This is a genomic window from Nostoc sp. 'Peltigera membranacea cyanobiont' 210A, assembly GCF_002246015.1.
GTDB lineage: Bacteria > Cyanobacteriota > Cyanobacteriia > Cyanobacteriales > Nostocaceae > Nostoc.
In genome coordinates, this window is record NZ_NOLJ01000001.1 from 779,101 (window position 1) to 798,889 (window position 19,789).

At 42.5% G+C, this 19,789-nt stretch carries 15 protein-coding genes; 7 read left to right on the forward strand and 8 right to left on the reverse strand.

Annotated elements, in window-relative coordinates:
- The first annotated feature begins 255 nt into the window (after positions 1-255).
- The 5 genes from CDG76_RS03320 (at position 256) to CDG76_RS03340 (ending at position 10,756) form a co-directional block, all read left to right on the forward strand.
- Positions 256-4,362, forward strand: a complete 4,107-nt coding sequence (locus CDG76_RS03320; RefSeq protein WP_094347633.1) for a beta strand repeat-containing protein — start codon at positions 256-258, stop codon at positions 4,360-4,362.
- Positions 4,363-4,776: 414 nt separating this feature from the next.
- On the forward strand, positions 4,777-5,973 hold the full coding sequence (locus CDG76_RS03325) for a hypothetical protein (RefSeq protein WP_094347634.1): 1,197 nt from the start codon (positions 4,777-4,779) through the stop codon (positions 5,971-5,973).
- A gap of 61 nt (positions 5,974-6,034) precedes the next feature.
- On the forward strand, positions 6,035-8,551 hold the full coding sequence (ptsP, locus tag CDG76_RS03330) for a phosphoenolpyruvate--protein phosphotransferase (RefSeq protein ID WP_094347635.1): 2,517 nt from the start codon (positions 6,035-6,037) through the stop codon (positions 8,549-8,551).
- 454 nt (positions 8,552-9,005) lie between these two features.
- Positions 9,006-9,554: a DUF3421 domain-containing protein gene (locus CDG76_RS03335; protein WP_094347636.1), complete on the forward strand. Its 549-nt coding sequence runs from the start codon at positions 9,006-9,008 to the stop codon at positions 9,552-9,554.
- A gap of 620 nt (positions 9,555-10,174) precedes the next feature.
- Complete coding sequence (locus CDG76_RS03340; RefSeq protein WP_094347637.1) at positions 10,175-10,756, forward strand: hypothetical protein; 582 nt, start codon at positions 10,175-10,177, stop codon at positions 10,754-10,756.
- 475 nt (positions 10,757-11,231) lie between these two features.
- Here CDG76_RS03340 and CDG76_RS03345 read toward each other — a convergent pair whose 3' ends face one another.
- Positions 11,232-11,621, reverse strand: coding sequence for a hypothetical protein (locus CDG76_RS03345; protein ID WP_094347638.1), 390 nt, complete (start codon positions 11,619-11,621; stop codon positions 11,232-11,234).
- 307 nt (positions 11,622-11,928) lie between these two features.
- On the opposite strand from CDG76_RS03345, the gene CDG76_RS03350 reads away from it, so the two are divergent.
- On the forward strand, positions 11,929-13,158 hold the full coding sequence (locus CDG76_RS03350) for a DUF4336 domain-containing protein (RefSeq protein ID WP_094347639.1): 1,230 nt from the start codon (positions 11,929-11,931) through the stop codon (positions 13,156-13,158).
- Entirely contained in the window at positions 13,130-13,318 is a 189-nt protein-coding gene (locus CDG76_RS38105) for a hypothetical protein (RefSeq protein ID WP_223265113.1), read from the forward strand. Before CDG76_RS03350 ends, CDG76_RS38105 begins: the two co-directional genes overlap by 29 nt.
- Here the strand turns inward: CDG76_RS38105 and CDG76_RS03360 are convergent.
- From CDG76_RS03360 to CDG76_RS03385, 7 genes are all read right to left on the reverse strand, one after another.
- On the reverse strand, positions 13,308-14,642 hold the full coding sequence (locus CDG76_RS03360; RefSeq protein ID WP_094347934.1) for a GTPase family protein: 1,335 nt from the start codon (positions 14,640-14,642) through the stop codon (positions 13,308-13,310). The genes CDG76_RS38105 and CDG76_RS03360 overlap by 11 nt on opposite strands.
- Before the next feature lie 328 nt (positions 14,643-14,970).
- Positions 14,971-15,114, reverse strand: coding sequence for a hypothetical protein (locus tag CDG76_RS36990; RefSeq protein ID WP_190240741.1), 144 nt, complete (start codon positions 15,112-15,114; stop codon positions 14,971-14,973).
- 127 nt (positions 15,115-15,241) lie between these two features.
- Entirely contained in the window at positions 15,242-15,427 is a 186-nt protein-coding gene (locus CDG76_RS03365; protein ID WP_143854013.1) for a type II toxin-antitoxin system RelE/ParE family toxin, read from the reverse strand.
- Positions 15,396-15,704 carry a hypothetical protein gene (locus CDG76_RS38110; protein ID WP_223265114.1) on the reverse strand — a complete coding sequence of 103 codons (309 nt, stop codon included), beginning with the start codon at positions 15,702-15,704 and terminating at the stop codon, positions 15,396-15,398. Before CDG76_RS38110 ends, CDG76_RS03365 begins: the two co-directional genes overlap by 32 nt.
- Complete coding sequence (locus CDG76_RS03375) at positions 15,704-15,931, reverse strand: addiction module protein (protein ID WP_094347640.1); 228 nt, start codon at positions 15,929-15,931, stop codon at positions 15,704-15,706. The genes CDG76_RS38110 and CDG76_RS03375 overlap by 1 nt, the downstream gene beginning before the upstream one ends.
- A gap of 98 nt (positions 15,932-16,029) precedes the next feature.
- Positions 16,030-18,657, reverse strand: a complete 2,628-nt coding sequence (locus CDG76_RS03380; protein ID WP_094347641.1) for a PAS domain-containing hybrid sensor histidine kinase/response regulator — start codon at positions 18,655-18,657, stop codon at positions 16,030-16,032.
- 319 nt (positions 18,658-18,976) lie between these two features.
- Positions 18,977-19,675, reverse strand: coding sequence for a rhomboid family intramembrane serine protease (locus tag CDG76_RS03385; protein ID WP_094347642.1), 699 nt, complete (start codon positions 19,673-19,675; stop codon positions 18,977-18,979).
- Positions 19,676-19,789 lie beyond the last annotated feature (114 nt).

Consider the following 19,789-nt stretch of genomic DNA (forward strand, 5'->3'; position numbering starts at 1 on the left):
TTTACTGTTCCTCAAGGGTGACGTATAAAGTATGTAGATTTTGGTGAATTTTTGCGCTCTTAAACAGCACAATCTGCAAATTGACAACTGAAGTTAGGGACTTGCGTGAAAATAAAGTACCAATAAACCGAGTTTCGACTGCGCTCAACTCTCGACATCTGAGGGTTGAGCGCAGTCGAAACCCGCCTGGTTGGGACACTATTAACCCGCAGATCCCTTACTGAAAAAAATGATTTAGAAAGGTAGGTAAAAGTTATGGCAGATATCATTGGAACTAACGGTGATGATACCCTACAGGGTACTTATAATGAAGCGGATACGATTAAGGGTCTTACAGGCAACGATACCATATATCCTAACGGTGACAAAGACACCTTAAGTGGTGGAGGCGGCAATGATAAATTTGTTTCCAGCGGCACTGCTATCATCATCGATTTTGGTGGTGTAGGTAAAGGGACAAACCCGACAGCAGCAGTCATAGCCGAAGTGGACACCCTAGAATTCCAGGGCGATGGCTCCAGTGCCCAAAATCTGTTGTTGACCCAAAAAGGCAACAATCTGGAAATCAGCTTTGCAGGGGATGCTTATATAACGAGGTTTTTTGATGCCCCAGTCATCCTGCAAAACTTTGCTCTGGAAAACCTGGATAACCTCAGCAAATCTACAGGGGCCACTGTAGACTTGGGCAATATCCTGTTTTCTGGACAAACTAACACTATAGATAGCTTTGATGTCTTCAATGCTAACTCCACTCAAAGCACTATCTTCCACTTGAATACAGTCACTTTTCTTAACGACCTCAACAATAATGTTAGCGGCTTTGACAACTCAAATGATGTCATCAATGGTCAGGGCGGGAATGACCTCATTGACGGCTTAAGTGGCAACGACATACTCAGAGGTGGTGCGGGCAATGACTCCCTCATTGGTGGTGTGGGGAATGATATTCTCGTTGGCGGTACGGGTAATGACTCTTCCACAGGTAATCACTCCCTCGTGGGTGGTGCAGGCAATGACTCCCTCATTGGTGGTACTGGTAACGATTACTTAAATGTTGAATTTTCAACAGGCGATAATACCCTCAACGGTGGCATTGGTGATGATACCTTGGATGCTGGGGCAACATCCGGGAATAACTTACTTTCTGGGGGCGATGGCAATGATTCTCTCTCTACTTCTAACGCTTATAGCAGCTTCAACCCTAACATCTATTACCCCTCCTCAGGTAATAACACCCTCAATGGTGGCGCTGGTGATGATACCTTGAATGCTCAGTCTCCATCAGGGAATAACTTACTCTTTGGAGGCGATGGCAATGATTATCTCTCCACCTCTGGAATTACAACTTATAGAGGAGACCCTAATTTTAAGGCATCAGGCAATAACACCCTCAACGGTGGTGCTGGTAACGATACCTTGAATGCTGGCATTTCAACAGGCAATAACTTACTCTCTGGGGGTGATGGTAATGATTCTCTCTCCATATCTGGCGATAGTGTTAACTATAGCGGTCGAGAGTTTTATTACCTTTCTTCAGGCAATAACATCCTCAACGGTGGCGCGGGTGACGATACATTGACTGCTGATTATTCAACAGGCAATAACTTCTTCTCTGGCGGTGATGGCAATGATTTCTTCTATTTAAGTACCACATCCTCAGATACTCCCCTCTCTGATTTAGCAATTCAAACGATAGATGGGGGAGCAGGTGACGATTTGTTATCCGTTGATTACAGTTTCGGTACAGCGGGTATTTCAACGACATTCAATGCCACTACAAACAAGGTAGAAATTACGGCGGGCACATATGGGGTTAGTTACAAGAATATCGAACGATTGAATATCTTAGGTACAGCCTATGATGACAATATTGTGGGAAGCAGTGCGAACGATACGCTCTCTGGGGGGTATAGTGGCAAAGATACAATCGATGGGGGAGCAGGTGACGATCTGTTGTCCGTTGATTACATCTACAGCAATCCTACAGGGGGGATCGCAACAACATTCAATGCCACTACTAACATTGGATTAATTACGGCGGGCACAAATCAGGTTAACTACAAGAATATCGAACGATTAAATATCTCAGGTACAGCTTACGACGACAATATTGTTGGCAATAATGGAAACGATACACTCTCAACAGGCAATAGTGGCAAAGATACGATAGATGGGGGTGAGGGTGACGATGTATTGTCCGTTGATTACATCTCCAATGTCAATATTACAAAGGGTATCGCAACGACATTCAATGCCACTACTAACATTGGATTAATTACGGCGGGCACAAATCAGGTTAACTACAAGAATATCGAACGATTAAATATCTCAGGCACAGGTTACGACGACAACATTCTGGGAAACAGTGGGAACGATACGCTCTCCGGGAGCAATGGCAAAGATACGATTATTGGCGGTGCAGGTAATGATATCTTGGCAGGTGGGAGTGGGGAGGACACCCTAACTGGTGGCGCGGGCAATGATAAATTTGTTTATAGCTTGAGCGACAGCTACTATGACGGCGCTAACACTGATATTATCACCGATTTCGGTGGCATAGGTAAAGGTTCAAATCCCTCAGCAACCGTGATTGACTCCTTAGATACTTTGCAATTTATAGGTTTCACTGCTCAAAATCTGCAATTAACTCAAAATGGTAACAACTTAGAAATTACCTTTGAAGGTTTCGTTCATGACAGCAAAGTTATTCTGCAAAACTTCAAGTTAGAAAACCTGGATAATCTGCCAGCAACTTCTTCACGACCAGCTATTGGCAATATCCTGTTAAATGGACAAACCAGTATCAGCGATAGTTTTGATGTGTTTGATGCTGATTCCACTCAAACTACTGTGTTCAACAGAAACACTGTTACTTTCCTGAATGACCTGGATAACAACATTACAGGTTTTGACAACTCTAATGATGTCATCAATGGTCAGGGGGGTGACGACATCATCGACGGCTTGAATGGTAATGACCTGCTCAGAGGTGGTGCGGGAAATAACACCTTAGAAGGAGGTATTGGTGACGATACCTTGAGTGCTATCAGTTCAACAGGCGATAACCTTCTGTCTGGGGGCGATGGGAATGATTCTCTTGATATCTCTGGCAGGATATTCAGCGACCAATCTAACAGATTCGGCAATTTTGACTCTCGCTCATTAGGCAATAATACTCTCAATGGAGGTGTAGGTAACGATACCTTGAATGCTAGCGGTTCAAAAGGTGATAACCTACTCTCTGGGGGCGATGGTAATGATTCCCTTGATATTTCTGGCAGCTACAGTTTCTCCTTCCCTGGCTACTCCTACGACTCTCGCTCCTTGGGGAATAACACCCTAGAAGGAGGTACGGGTGACGATCGCTTGAGTGCCGGTGGTTCAAAAGGCGATAACCTGCTTTTTGGGGGCGATGGTAATGATTCTCTTGATATCTTTGGCTCTTACAGCTACTACTACGCCGAATCCAAGGACTCACGATCGGAGGGCAATAACACCCTAGACGGAGGTGGGGGTGACGATCGCTTGAGAGGTGCTGGTTTAACAGGTGATAACCTGCTCTCTGGAGGCGATGGCAATGATGAGCTTGATATCTCTGGTGACTACTACAGCTCCAACTCTAACGACTACTCCGACTCTCGATCATCTGGTAATAATACTCTAGAAGGAGGCGCTGGTGACGATCGCTTGAGCTTTAGCAATTCAAAAGGCGATAACCTTCTGTCTGGGGGCGATGGCAATGATTCCTTTAATCTAATCATTAATTCCATAGATACTGACCTGTCTGATTTAGTGACTCAAACGTTAGATGGGGGTAATGGTGACGATTCGTTGTTCACCATTTACAACTATGCTGCTGGGGGAATTACTTCGACATTCAATGCTACTACTAATACTGGCTCAATTACGGTGGGCTTGTATCGAGTTAACTACAACAATATCGAACAATTAAATATCTCAGGTACGAGCTATGATGACAATATTGTTGGCAGCAATGGCAATGATATCCTTTTTGGTATAGAGGGTAATGACAGCCTAATTGGAGGGGATGGGACTGATACCTTTGGTTTCTATAATTACAATGGGGGTGTTGACACTATTTATGACTTCAACGCCACTAATGAATTAATTCAGGTATATGCTACTGGTTTTGGTGGCGGGTTATCACAAGGTTCACTTCAGACAAGTCAGTTTACCATTGGAACATCTGCAACAACAAGCAATCAACGATTTATCTACGATTTTGATACAGGTGCATTGTCTTTTGACCAGGACGGCAGTTCATCTGCGTTTACTCAGGTAAAATTTGCACAACTATCTGCTGGACTGTCACTAACTGAAAAGAATTTTGTGCTTGTTTAATCGTAATTAGATTCTCTAATCGTTAAACGACACGGGCTGCGAGGTGCTTACAAAAGCACCTTGCAAACGATAGTGCTCAATGCAATTACTTCTAGATAGAGTAGATGTTGGATTTTGTTTCTCAACTTTCGATATGAGTCTGGATGGTTTGCAGGTGTTATAGCGGTTCTCGCTTAAGTGAGGTACAAGAACCCCACCCCCAACCCCCTCCCCGCTCTTCGAGAGGGGGCTAAGATGTACCTCATGTGATTAGGAAACGCTATATTGGCTAAATTTAATTATATCNTGCGTTTTTAATTTTAATAGCCTATAGTGAATACCGTCATGGGTAGGCTAGCAAAAACCGCAGACATCGTAACTCATTAGCCTTAAAGTAGTAACAACAACTTTTTGTGGAATTGCGATCGCGAGACGATGAATGCTCTAATCAATTTACTGCTTTTTTTGCTGCCGATTCTGAGTAGCTTTTGGATTGCCCAAACTTTCAACCCTCTATCTTCTTATCAGCCTCTCCAAGCTGTAGACGGTGCAGCTTTATATAAAAAACAATTAACGAATGGTAACGAAGCCTATTTACAAGTTATTAATCTGGGCAAAATGCACATAGACCAAATTACCGGAGAGGTAGATAATATGGGTCTAAAAGAAGGTAAATATTATCAAGGAGAAGGTCAATATTACAGCCCTTTTTTCCAAAACAAGTTGTTTTCTGAAGTTACAGACGAATATCAAAAACTTTATGCAAACAACGTTTTTTCGATGATTAATTGTTCTTTTTTTGAACAATATCAATCTAGTACTCAATTATCGTTTCCGATTAAACTTAATGGTGTAGTCATCACTGGTGGCACTAGCCCTTATGGGCCAATCAAGAAACCAAAAGATAAATATTATAATAATATTCGCCTCAAGACTTTAGTCTGGGATGATAAGCAGGCATATATTACCGATTACAACCAAGCTAGCGGTGCGCCTCTTAACCAAAAAGCAGTGAAGAATGCGATTGTCACTTACCGATATAGCGATCATCCGGCGAAAGTATTAGCCCAAAACCAAGCGAATAAGTATCAAGTCATCGGTACTCTGAACAAAGATGGTGTTAAAGGTGACGAGTTATTGTTGATTATGACGGTGAACCAAGCAACTCTGGATGAGGCAGCCGATTTATTACGTAAATTAGGAGTCAAAGGCGATATTATTACCGTTGACGGCGGCAGATCAACTTTTTTGTTCAATTTCCAGAAGGGAAACATTATTGTTCCCCAACTGTCTAATCTGCAAGAAAATCCTACTTTCCGACATTTACCTCATTATCTGGGATTCCGTAAGAAAAGCAAAAATCAGGTTGCGCCAAAAATCTCGATCGCTCAACCAATTGGTAAGGTACTTCCAAAGAAGGATCAGCCTTATTTAATATTGTGGCGGGATAATTTTGATGGCGATGTCTCGATTAAGTTGTACGATGGGAACAAACTTATCCAAAACATTTCTTCCCGTACTGCTAGCGATGGAGTTTATGAGTGGACACCACGTATTTCCGTAACAGAAGGCTATTTTATTCGTATTTCTAGCCGGAAAGACCGGAATATTTTCGGGCAGTTGCAATTGTAGCAGAATGGGAAAATGAAATGGATAACTAGCTAAACGCAAACCTCTCAACAAGGTTGACGGTGTGGCCGCGATCGCAATTGTTATAGTTTCTCACAGTAAACAACTAGCTTTGGGTGTGCGGGAACTCGCCGCGCAGATGGTTCAAGGCCAAGTTCCCATTGCTGTTGCAGCAGGTATTGAAGATCCGGAAAATCCATTGGGTACAGATCCGATTCAGGTTTATGAGGCGATCGCTTCTGTTTTTTCTGATGATGGTGTCTTGGTGTTGATGGATTTGGGTAGTGCTTTGCTGAGTGCGGAAATGGCAATCGAGTTTCTGCCAGAAGCACAGCAGGAGAAAGTGTATTTGTGTGAAGCACCTCTAGTAGAAGGCGCGATCGCTGCTGTCGTGGCGGCGGCGGCTGGTAGAGATATTCACCAAGTTATGGCGGAAGCACGCGGCGCACTCTTAGCAAAAGCAACTCAATTGGGTGTAGTTAGTAGGCCATTGTCTGTTGTCAGCCCAATAACAACCAATATAGAATCGCCAACGCGAGAAATCCGGCTGATTGTGAGCAATCGCTTAGGATTACACGCCCGCCCCGCAGCCCAGTTTGTGGCAACGGCAGCCCGATTTCAATCCCAAATTCTAGTACGGAATTTAACGAGAAATACTGAGCTAGTCAGGGGTGACAGTATTAACCAAGTCACAACTTTAGGGGTGCGTCAAGGACACGAACTGCTGATTACTGCCACTGGTTCTGATGCAGATGAGGCGCTGGCAGCATTACAGGGATTATTCACAAATAACTTTGGTGAAGATAATGTTGCCTTGCATTTTCCACCAGCATTTCACCATGAAGTTACACCAACAACTTACGGCGAACTTTCGGGGATTGCAGCTTCTCCAGGAGTAGCGATCGCACCTGTTGTTCATTATCAACCCACTCACATTGCGATTACGGAATATCACGTAGACGATCCTGATGTAGAGTGGCAAAGGTTACAGGCAGCAATTAACACTGCCCGACAAGAAATTCAAGCAGTTTTCTCACAAGCATCTCTGCAAATTGGTGATGCTGAAGCCGCCATCTTTGATGCCCAATTACTATTTTTAGAAGATCCAGTAATGTTGTCAGCGGCTCATCAGCGCATTTTAGATAACCATATCAATGCTGAAGCAGCTTGGCAAGCTGTAGTCGATGAAGTAGCGACTTCCTACCGCGCACTTGAGGATTCTTATCTGCAAGAGCGAGTTGACGATGTTGTAGATGTTGGGCAAAGAGTGCTGCGATTACTAGCTGGGAATGCTGCGGCTAACCTGCATCTTGAATCACCGGCGATTTTAGTGGCGACTGATTTAACTCCCTCAGATACGGCTGGACTAGATCCGACAAAGGTGTTGGGAATCTGTACTACTTCTGGTAGCGCCACCTCCCATAGTGCAATTATCGCCCGAACGTTGGGTATTCCCGCAGTTTTGGGAGTGGATGCCCAGGTGTTGCACTTGGCTGATGGTACAATGATGGCACTTGATGGTGAAAGTGGTAGAGCTTGGGTAGAACCAGAATCAGACATCTTGGATTTACTGGCAGCAAAGCGAGAAGCTTGGCAAATTGCCCAACAGGAAGCACGAGCTACGGCACATCAGCCAGCGATTACTCGTGATGGTCGGCGAGTTAGCGTCTTCGCCAATATTGGTAGTATAAATGATGTGCAAGTTGCTGTGGCTAGCGGTGCAGAAGGTGTGGGACTACTCCGCACTGAGTTTCTGTATTTAGACCGAACAAGCGCCCCGACTGAAGAAGAGCAATTATTAGTCTATCAGGCGATCGCCCAAGTTTTAGATAATCGTCCGCTAATTATTCGTACCTTAGATGTCGGTGGTGATAAGCCGCTTCCCTATATCAGAGTAGGGTTCCCAGAAGCTAACCCTTTCTTAGGTTGGCGGGGAATTCGTTTCTGTTTAGATCATCCAGAACTCTTCAAAACTCAGTTACGGGCAATTTTGAGGGCTAGTGTGGGACACCAAATTAAGATCATGTTGCCGATGATTGCTACTGTAACTGAAGTACGTGCAGCTAAGGTAATTTTGGGTGAAGTGCAAGCTGAACTAAATCAAGCTGGTATCGCATTTGATGCAGCGATGAAAGTAGGAATTATGGTGGAGGTTCCGTCAGCAGTAGCGATCGCCGATCAGTTAGCTGCTGAAGTAGACTTCTTTAGTATAGGGACTAACGATCTGAGTCAGTATGTCATGGCTAGCGATCGCACTAATCCCCGCGTGGCAAATTTGGTTGATGCACTACATCCAGCCGTGTTACGAATGGTGCAGCAAACTGTCCAAGCTGCCCATACAGCGGGGATTTCGGTAGGATTATGTGGAGAATTGGCAGCAGATACTTTAGCAACACCAATTTTATTAGGTTTAGGGCTGGATGAGTTGAGCGTGAATCCTCAAAGTATACCTGGAGTGAAACAGGCGATCGCTAGGTTTTGTATAGTTGAAAGTGAAGCGATCGCGGCATCAGCATTGCAACAAGATTCGGCAGAGTATGTTAGAGAACTAATTTCAACTTTAGTTACTCCCCCTAGTTAAGAGATATTAAACCAATTTGACGAACAAAAATATTTTTATTATTGTAAAAGTGTCTATAACATGCTTAATATCATGTTTGTCCATAAGTAACAATGGAAGAGAAAACCACACTAAGCCCAATCTTTTCTAAAACAAAAGTGAGTTATCGTCTTATAAGCGAGCTACAGCACTAGAGCGAACGTATCTTCTCAATAAAGGTCATTGCATTAATTATATTAGCAATAAATTTATCAATAGCTGACCTTTATTGAGAATTCAGATATCGATATATAGTATAGCGTGAAGTCGAAAATACTATTTATATTTTCTGGTTAATTTAGATACATTTGGGCTGGCTCTAACCTTGATTTTTGTGTTTATTAGTGTTTTAACTTTGCTTAAACGTTTTTCATTAAAACATCTAGGAATAAAGAAAAATTACACCAGTCATGAATAGCTCAGTAAGGATAAAAGGATGAACACCAACTTTACAAAAGTAAGTTCGCTGAAATTCAGTCGTATCGCTACACTCCTAGCAGTTGGAATAGCAGTTTCTATAGGAGTACCTGCATTGGCGGGTGTTTTATGGGTAAATTACGAAAAGAAAAAAACCAATAATTATATCCCTACTAACGCTGTTCTAGGTGGCAGTCAGAATGGAAAGAAACTGTATGTTTGCCAAGCGATACATGATAAAGAGTATACACCTGGAAAGTTAACTGAGGCTCATAATTGCTTCATTCCGTGGGGAAATAAAGAACATCGCTACACAAAATATCGTGTACTAACGGGAAACAACTGGCGCTGGAGAAACACTGGGGGGGAATTGCCTTCTTCTGGAGATAGAGTTTGGGGAGGCAATGAAGATAATGGTGGAAACACATTATATGTTTGCAGAGCCAAGTACAAGGGCGAGTATATACCTGGAAAATACTATCACCCGACTAAAACCTGCTACGTTTCATTCGGAGGATTAGAATACCGATTTACGAAAAAAAATTTCGAGTTTTTGATTGCAAACTAAACTCAATAGACCAAAAACTTCTGCGATGCCTTCTCTGCGAGAGGCTTCTCTTTCAGAGACGCTAACGCGAACGCCAACGGCAGGCGTAGGCATCACTAAAAAATGGCACTCACTTAAACATTTTACCATTTTTATTCTCCTAAGTTAATATTTCGGACAAGTCTATTGGTTTGATGTTGAAACGTCTTGCAAAATCTTTTTTTACTACTTCATAATCGGTTACAAACAGCCTATTATAAAAGAGATTACAACATGACATTTTATTAAATATAAAAATATGTTTCAAGCCTTTGTAAGACTTACATAATATCTATAATTAACATAATATAGGACTCATATCATGTCCGCTTGATTGCTTATTAAACCCGAAGAACCCCACCCCGCCAAAGCTACGCTTTGTCTCCCCTCCCCGCAGGCGGGGAGGGGGTTGGGGGTGGGGTGTAATGACTGTGGTTAGCATAACTAATTATGCGGACATGATATCATATCTGATTTTTGAACAACATTTCAGATAAAACCCTGATAAAACAGACTTTAGGCTTTTCAGTCTCAGTATTTTTTCAAGACTCAAATCTGAGTCCTATAGAAAGTGTTAACCATTCAGAAGGGGTAGGAATTCAATGAGGCTTTCTTACACAATAATTGGAATATTAATAGTACTTACTTCTCCCGTAGTAACATTTGCTCAAGATATTTCCTTTCAAGATATCAATCCGCTTGAATCTTTTACTGATTATTATGTTGCAAAATATAAACCAAAATTTGAAGCTCTGACAACAAAATACACAAATGTACCTATCACACCAGGTGTTCTCATACAATTTAGCAATGATGTAAGCCAACTTGAAAATGAATTCAGCCAAGAGCGTCGTGAAGATTACGAGAGCTTTCGCAAAGTAACAACATTACAACAAAGTTGTACTAATGGCGTATCTGGTAAAACAAAAGTATGTCCTGCGCCAACAATAACTTGTCCTAGCGATTTTAAATTGGTATCAGAAGAAAGTTTCATAACGGGAGGTGGTGCCGCGGAGCTTAGTAGATCTAATACAGAGATATCGTGGCAAGTTAGCAAATCAGGAAAAGGAAGAAATGAGGGAACTGCTGTAGTACACTGTAGCTATTCAGATGACTTTATAAGTAATACAGTAGCCAATGAAATCAAAGAGATTAAAAAACTCGCAGGTTTTGGCGATAGTTGAAAAGCAGGTATTTCCCGGATTTTTCACAAAGCCGGAAAAAATAGTAGTGTATAATACCGTTTTTTTTGAAATGTACAGCTGATTGCCTTGGATGAATCATAAGACCAGCTTATTAATAAGCCCTGAAAATCAACCGGAATCAGCCAGATGGTAAATAAACACCCCATAGTTGCGGTCTACTGTTTGACGTAAAAACTCTCTTCTTTTGTTTGAGGGTAAATAGATGAGAAAAAACTTGTTTATAACTTCTTTTTAAACCACTAAGGGACTCCCAGAAAATAAACTATTCCCTTAATAATAATGATAATTATTCTTTAAAAATCCTGTCTCTTGTTTTTCTTGGAATAATTTATTCTTTGGAAGTCCCTTACATGCGAGTGGTTTACTAATAATGACGTTAGCGTAGTGGTAGTGCGCGTACTCCTGCGTAGCGTCTCGTAGAGAGCGTCATTACGAATTACGAATTACAAATTAGTTAAAATCTGATTCCCAATTGCCCGTTAAAGCCACGAATAGAATTGTAACCAGCACCAACAAAAACGTTATTAGTAGCACCTACCTGAACGCCACCTGAAACTGCAACACCTTTATCCTCTGAATAAAGTCCAATTCCTACATAAGGTGAAATTACAGGCAAATTGATAAATTTTAAAACATCTACTCCCGTAGCACCATCAGCGCCAGTTCCCACTTCAACCCCGAAATTCAAAGCCCTAGCTCCGACAGCATAAGTTACATCACCATCTTTTCCACCGACTGAAACCCAAGGTTGCGGTATCAGTTGAGCCGATGCTTGACTTGGGGCAAACAAAGTTAACAAACCTATAGATGTAATTAATGTTTTAGCAATAATCGCTGTTTTCACGTTGTTCTCCGATTAATTGTTTTTACGACTTATACCAATTCTTTATGAAGACGCATAAAAAGAACCCCAGTGCCGTAACATCTCCTTTTGGTAATACCATTTGCAAAAAAATCTACAGATGCAAAGCTGGAAATCCAGATGAAATCTAACCCCTCTTAATTACGAATTACTAATTACGTAGCTTACTTCTTACCTTTGGCAAGTATTGCGAATTACAAATTGGTATTATTATCTCAACAATTTGCTCTCCTTCGTGGGGAGCAAATAAAAACAATTTGAGTATTGGGAATTTGGAGGGGGTTGCAGAGTGGCTGATGAACGCATAGTCAATACACAACAGATTTATCCAAAGGATTTTTCCTGGAGATTATGGCCTGTTGTGCCACTCTACCCCTACGGTAGGCGGCAAACAATTCGTCAAGAAGTGCTTAAGGACACAATCTGGAATTTTGACCAGATTCAAGGCATTTTCTACGTTGTTGTCCCGATTCGCATGACAGTTGTCAAGTTGGAAACCGGGGGTCTGCTCGTCTATGCGCCTGTTGCACCAACCCCAGAGTGCATCAGACTTGTGAATGAGTTGGTGGCGAAATATGGAAGCATTAAGTACATCATTTTGCCAACTATCTCTGGTATAGAACACAAAGTTTTCGTTGGTCCCTTCGCCAGATACTTTTCGACTGCACAGGTGTTTGTGGCTCCCCATCAGTGGAGTTTCCCGCTAAATCTCCCCCTTAGCTGGCTTGGCTTACCCCCAAAACGAACTCAAGTACTTCCAGAAGATAGTAGCAAAACACCCTTTGCTGACGAGTTTGATTATGCAATGCTGGGGCCCATCGGGCTTGGGCCTGGTAGGTTTGCGGAAGTTGCTTTTTTCCACAAGCGATCGCATACTCTTTTAGTCACAGATTCTGTGCTTTCGATCCCAGAAGATCCACCTGCGATCGTTCTCTTAGATCCATATCCTTTACTATTCCATGCCAAGGATTATGCTTTTGATATTGTTGCAGATAGTCAGGTAAATCGCCGTAAGGGTTGGCAGCGCATCTGCCTGTTTGCTTTGTACTTTCAACCAAGGGCATTAGATATACGCCAATGGAGTCAGGTATTGCAAGATGCCTTGAAAGCCCCAGAACGCTCAAGGAAAGCTTATTTTGGATTATATCCCTTTAAATGGCAGTCAGATTGGCAGCGATCGTTTGATGCCCTGCGAGGTGATGGGCGTTTGTTTGTCGCACCAATTTTACAAACGTTGATTCTCAACCGCGCACCGAAGGAAACCATTGACTGGGCTGATAAAGTTGCAAGTTGGGACTTTGAGTGGATTATTTCTTGCCACTTTGATTCACCGATTAAAGCTAAACCGCATCAGTTTCGCCAAGCTTTCTCTTTTTTGGAAAAGCAGCCTGCTATTAGTGGGAGTTTGTTCAGCAGTAGCAGCTATCCTTTACCAGAGGAGGATTTTAAAACACTTAGGGAAATCGACGCAGGTTTAAATAAGTTTGGCATTGTGCCAGCAGCAAAGGAAAAGGTATAACAGAGCGGTATGTAGTTTATTTGACCCGCGACTAAAAAATGATGTCCTGATTGCTGCTATTACTAGTGTTGAAATTGTCGGTGCCATTACACGGCGATCGCGTGGTGGAAGTATCATTGCTACTGATGCGATCGCAGCAACAACTACCCCTAATGTTTGATTCCCTTAAACCGTTCTTGCGCTGCCTTAAATGCTTCTTGCATCACCAACTGAATTTTCTCTCGATCGGGTTTCTTCCCTCCCATTAGATCGCCAAAGTAAACACAGGCTGCTTCCCCTAGTGCCCAGGTATAGGCAGCTGCCCAAGAAGCGGCGATCGCACTCCCAATACCTGGTATAAATTTAATTAACTCACGGGCAATTGCTTGTGCTAAAAAACCACCTGCGATCGCACTCACAACGCCTCCTGCTTGAGATGGGGTAAGTGTCTGCCCATATAATTTACCCAACAGACCCACCATTGATACTTGCAAGGCAGTGAGTACGGGCATTGTCGTAAATGGCAAAGGTACAGCAGCAAGAGTTGCAGACATAATCGCAAATGGCAAAATATAACGGCGTGCAGCATCTCGGTAAAGGTTGCCAATTTGCTTCCCAACTTCTTCTCGATCTAATAGCTGATAAATCGCCTGGGCTTCTGCTTGTGGGAGTAGTTCTGCTAAGGAATCTCGCAGTGCTTCTAAGCCATAAAATACCGGAGTATAGCCATCTTCTTCTAAGGTAAAGTCAATGAGTACAGAGCGATCGCTTATTCCTGCGAAGGCTTGTTGCATTGCCGCAAATGCGCGGTTGACTTCCTGATAATCTGGCGGATAGGTGGGATGATCGACGATATCGCCAGGATAAACTTCGTGCAAGCAGGTAACTACCAGCAGACAGGGAATGTCTGGATACTTTTGGCGCAGTTGTTGAGCAATTTGTCGTAGGGTGTCAGTTGCAAAATCATTAATTTTGACAGTCAAAAGCAGGATTCTGGCGGAACGAGTTTCCTGTTGTAGATCGCCAACTAACTCTTGAATAATTGTTTGAGTATCTTGTTTGACATCACCCAGCCCCACCGTATCCGTAAAAATCAGTAATGGCAGGTCATTGGAAGGATAGGCATAGCGCTGGGTGTGTTGTGTGTGTGGGCGAAATCCTTGACCGACAATTTCAGCAGCAACTCCCGTCAATCCCCTGACAATAGAACTTTTTCCGGCTTGAGGTTTACCAATTAAGAGGGCTTCTGTGGTTGGCAGTTCGGCTCGGATTTTCTCTAAAATCTCTGCAACCTGAGTATCGCTCACACTAAACCATTCCACAACTGTCTGTGCCACTTGTTCTACGGGTAGGAGTTGGGTTAGACGTGTTGTTGCTTTGTTCCAGACACCACCAATCTGATTTGTCCAGGAATTATCAACCGACTTGGTAATCTTTTTGTCGCTCGGTTCACTCAATTGCTGAGAATCAGTTGACGGTAAGTCGGCATCACGTTGCTCAGTCATTTTCATCCAAACATAGAAGACCCTTTTTGTCATCTTATAGCGATTTTTAAAGGGATAACTAGTACCTTTAGTAGTGTTCCTGAGCATGAGTGATCGCTTTTTAGGGGCTGACAATGCGATTGTTTCGGCTAACAATGCGATTGGTCTTTCAAGACGCGATAAATCGCGTCTCTACAATCTGGGTTTTGTCGCAAAATTTGTCCACCCTGCGGGATCTTGCTACATCCCCCAACCCCTTCTCCCAATATTGGGGGAGCGAATTTCAAAGTCCCTCTGCCAAGCTTGGGAGAGGGATTTAGGGTGAGGGCTTTTGATTCAGGATTTAGTATCAACTTGGTTCAATCAAATCAGCGATCGCTTTCACCAATACATCTGGCCTGGATTTCTCACTTGTGAGAAATCCAAGGGGTGTGGGAGGTGTGGGAAGTGTGGGAGGATGAGGAAGAAGTCTTACCCCCCACACTCCCCACACTCCCCACACTCCTCTTCCCCTGAAGCCTACACTATGTGTGAGAAATCCGGGCTGGCTCTACTGGAAATATACATTTGAAATCTTGCTGCTGATTCATTTTTAGAAATTTATTTATTTCGAGTTTATTTTATCCATCTGATGGTTTCTCTGTGAGGCGCTCTTTCCAGTATCCCGGTTCACGGCTACAGTGCATTACCGCCAAAATTAAAACGCGATCTTCCTCAATAGTGTATAAAATTCCATAGGGAAATTTGCGCGTTAGACATCGACGAATGTCTTCGTCAACAACAGCCCAACGAGTCGGTGATATCATGTCCGCTTAATTGCTTATTAAACCTGAAGAACCCCACCCCCGCCAAAGCTACGCTTTGTCTCCCCTCCCCGCAAGCGGGGAGGGGATTAAGGGGTGGGGTGCAATGACTGTGGTTAGCATAACTAATTATGCGGACATGATATGACTGGATAATTCGGAAAATTGCATCCTCAACCGCATTAATCAATGCTTGTGCTAATTCAACCCGGCGCTCTGCGTAAAACTTGACTGCTTCACCGTATTCACTCAATGCTGCTGGATGAAAGACGTATTTCATTACTCCAAAAGTTGTCTTACTCTAGCTAAGGCTTCCTCTCCAGGAATGGGTGAAACCGCACCGCTACGAACTTCATCTCTACGCTTCTTGGCTTCATCTGTCCACAGTGTTTGGAGTGTTTCGTCTACATCAAATTCAAGACTTTCAACCAGTTTTTCTGCCAACAATGCTCTCGCTGCACTGGGCAAAGTTAAGGCTTCTTTCATGATCTGCTCAACAGATGCCATAATTCCTGAAAGCATAAGGACTATTCAGAGTCTAGCAGGAAAGCAGTAGACATCGCACAACACTAAAGTGATGGACAGCCGACGGACGCTTACTTGTATCAGCCTGGCTCAATCAAATCAGCGATCGCTTTTACCAATACATCTGGATCTACTGGTTTGGAAATATGCATTTGAAATCCTGCGGCTAATGCTTGCTGCTGATTCATTTCCCCTGCATAAGCCGTCAGAGCGATCGCTGGTATGTTTCCTCCCTGTTGGGGCGATCGCGATCGCACTTCACGCATCAGCATATAACCGTCAGTTTTTGGCATTCCAATATCGCTAATTAAAACATCTGGTATCGACTCAGATAGTGCTTGTAATGCTTCTTGTGCTGATGACACGGCGGTTACTTGCACGCCGTAGTCTTGCAAAATAAAGGTAATTAAATCGCGGATATCTGGTTCATCGTCCACTACCAAAACTTGAGTGTCTGCAAGCAGCGAGGATTCCGGCTCAGAATATGAAGATTGATTCTCTTCACCCCGAACCTGTTCGCTTCTAACCAAAAGCGGTAACTCGACACTGAAGGTTGCACCCAGTCCTTCTCCAAGACTTTCGGCTTGAACATTTCCCCCATGCATTTCTACAACCTTACGCACGATCGCAAGTCCTAAACCTAGTCCACCAAATGTCCGTGTAGTTGTGCCATCAGCTTGGCGAAAGTAATCGAACACATAAGGCAAAAAGTCTAGGCTAATTCCCTTACCTGTATCGCTGACCTGAATTTGAGCCTGATTACCAACTTCCATGAGTCGAATTTCTACCCGTCCGCCTGTTGGTGTAAATTTTACCGCATTAGAAAGCAAGTTCCACACAACTTGTTGCAGCCGATTTGGGTCGCCCATCACTTGTCCCAAATTGGCATCAAATACCGTCTGAATTTGAATTGACTTGGCTTGTGCTGCTAGTTTTACCGTTTCTAGTGCTGCTTCAACTACCATTACCAAGCTGACGGGACAGATATTCAAGTTTAATTTTCCTTGGAGGATGCGCGACACATCCAACAAATCTTCAATTAGCTGGGTTTGTAACTTCGCATTGCGTTCAATGGTTTCTAAGGCGTGATGAGTAGTTTTTTCATCAAACTTGCGAGTCCGCAGCATTTTCGACCATCCCAGAATGGAGTTGAGTGGGGTTCGCAGTTCATGGGAGAGAACCGCCAGAAATTCATCTTTAATTTTGTTGGCGATTTCTGCTTGTTGCCGTGCTGCCTTTTCGCAGTCGAGTAGGCGATCGCATTCTTTTTCAGCCAATTTGCGCTCGGTAATATCCAGTACAAAAGCAACACCATGTTCTTGAGAATCATTCAGCAAAGCTATCCCTAAAACAATCGGTACTCGCTTGCCGTTGCGGTGGATATATTCTTTCTCATAAATTTTGGAAACTCCAGTGGTTTGCACCTCCAAAATGGCGCGATCGTCTAAATCCTGATACTTAACAGGAGTAAGTTCTTTCCAATTAATTCTGCCTAAAGTAGCAAACTCATCACGAGTGTAACCAGCTAATTCAAGAAAGGCATCATTGGCATCAATCACAAAGCCATGCACATTCCAAAAAGCGACCCCAATCAAGTTAGATTCAAACAAACGCCGAAATCGTGCTTCACTTTCACGTAAAACTTTTTCTGCCCGTTTGTGTTCGGTAATATCGCGAGAAACAGTAATTACGCCTTCAATAGTTTGGTCAACATTCCGTAATGGTGTGAGAATATATTCATAATAATGTACGCCATCACGAGTAACATATCTACACTCATCTTTGAGCGGCTGTCCAGTGTTCATCACAGCTTGTCGTTGATTATCTACCTGCGTGATTAGGTCTGCGGGTAAATCCATTTCTGACAACGTTTTGCCAATAATATCTTGGGTATTTAAACCTAGTATACTTGCTCCATCACGGCTGACATACTGATAACAACCTTGGCGATTAAAAATATAAATATGATCGACTGAAGCGGTAAGGATGGCATTTAAAATATTTGCCTGTTCTTGGACTTGTGTCGTGAGTTCGCGAGTACTTTCTACTGCTTGCTTACACACAGTAGTTTCCATACAAACGCCGATCATTCGCACCGCTTGCCCTTGAGGGTTATAGATAAATTTTCCGTTGGCAGAAATCCAATGTGTACTTTGGTCTGAGCGAACTATACGAAATTCATCATTGTAGTCAGTCTTTTGTGCCAAAGCCTGAGCGATCGCTTGCATTACAGATTGGCTATCTTCAGGATGAACGCACTTTTGAAACGTCTCATAAGGACTATCAGAACTACTTGGAAGTAGACCAAAAAGCAGTCCATAATTTTCCGACCAGATGACTTGATTGGTAACAATATTCCAGTCCCATAAACCCATTTGAGATACATCTAGAGTTAGCCTCAGCCGTTCTTGACTCTCCCTGAGAAGTACTTCTAGCTGCTGACGCGCCGCAGTTTCTTGTTGGAGTTGCTCTAAAATTACTGCTACCTCTGTTGGCATGAGATGTACAGATGTTTCCTTAACTTTAATATGAGAATTTTCTGCTTCTAATGGCAGCTTTCTTTTTAGTTCTGTTAATTGTTCCTCAAGTGCTGCTTGCCTTTGTTGATAAAATCTCTCTGATTGCTCTAACTCAGCTACTCGCTGCTGCAAAACTGCTAATTCATCAGTGAGTTGAAAGTTAATTTTATTAACATTTTGCTTTTGCATATTGTACACCGCTAATATTTAACAATATCGACTTGAAGAGTAGGTATCCCCTAGTTTGATCTATGATTTTTTCAACTACCAAATGTAATCTATCAAAGGTTACATAAAAATCAAAAAATAATAACACTAATTATTTTATTTTTTTAATATATACTTTATTTTTAAGCAAAAACAGTTGAGTAATTTCAGCCAAAAGGTATATATGAGTTTCGATAAATTTAGGGTAAGCACTGCCAACAACATCAAAATTGAGCTTTTTAACATCAGTTAGTTAATATTGCCCACCCTAAAAAATAGCTAGATAGTTAAATAAAAAAGGTTATCTCTTCAATCGAATGAAAGCTGCACCAATTAATAATCCCACAACCTGCCCTAAGAAAACAACACCCGATTGATTTACGCCAACAGGAGGAATATTTAAACTGCCGATACCATAAAATAATTGTTGCACAAACCACCAAAATATATAGAAAAAGGCTGGTATTTGGATAGGAATATACAAGATTATTAGCGGCAAAACAGTATCAATTTTAGCTTTAGGAAACTTCATAACGTATGCTCCTAAAATAGCTGCGATCGCACCGTTGCCTCCAATCAATGGGACTGTCAAACTCGGTTCAGCCAGAATTTGTATTACCCCTGTCATTACACCAGCAGCCAGATAAAACCCTAAATAGCGTCTATGTCCTAGAAGATTTTCTACAGTTTTCCCAAAAACCCACAAAAATAGTAAATTTCCTAATATTTGACTAAAACTGCCGTGCAGAAATATGCCAAAAAATAGGGTAAATACCCGCCAAATGACAACTATCCAAGCAGCAGAGTTGAAAAAGAGAGCATTGGTAACTGCTCCACTAATCTGCGCTGGAATCATACCCCAAGTATTCACAAAATAACCTAATTGACCGATAAACTCTAGTTGAAGTTCCCATAAAAATACAGCCAGGTTAATGGCAATCAACCAGTAATTAATAATTGGTTTACTTCGACAAAGAATATTATCACTAATAGGAATCATATAAATTGGTCATTAGTCATTGGTCATTGGTCATTTGTCATTAGTCATTAGTCATTAGTCATTTGTAATTGGCATTAGTCATTAGTTATTCTCCCCCTGCCTCCCCTGCCTCCC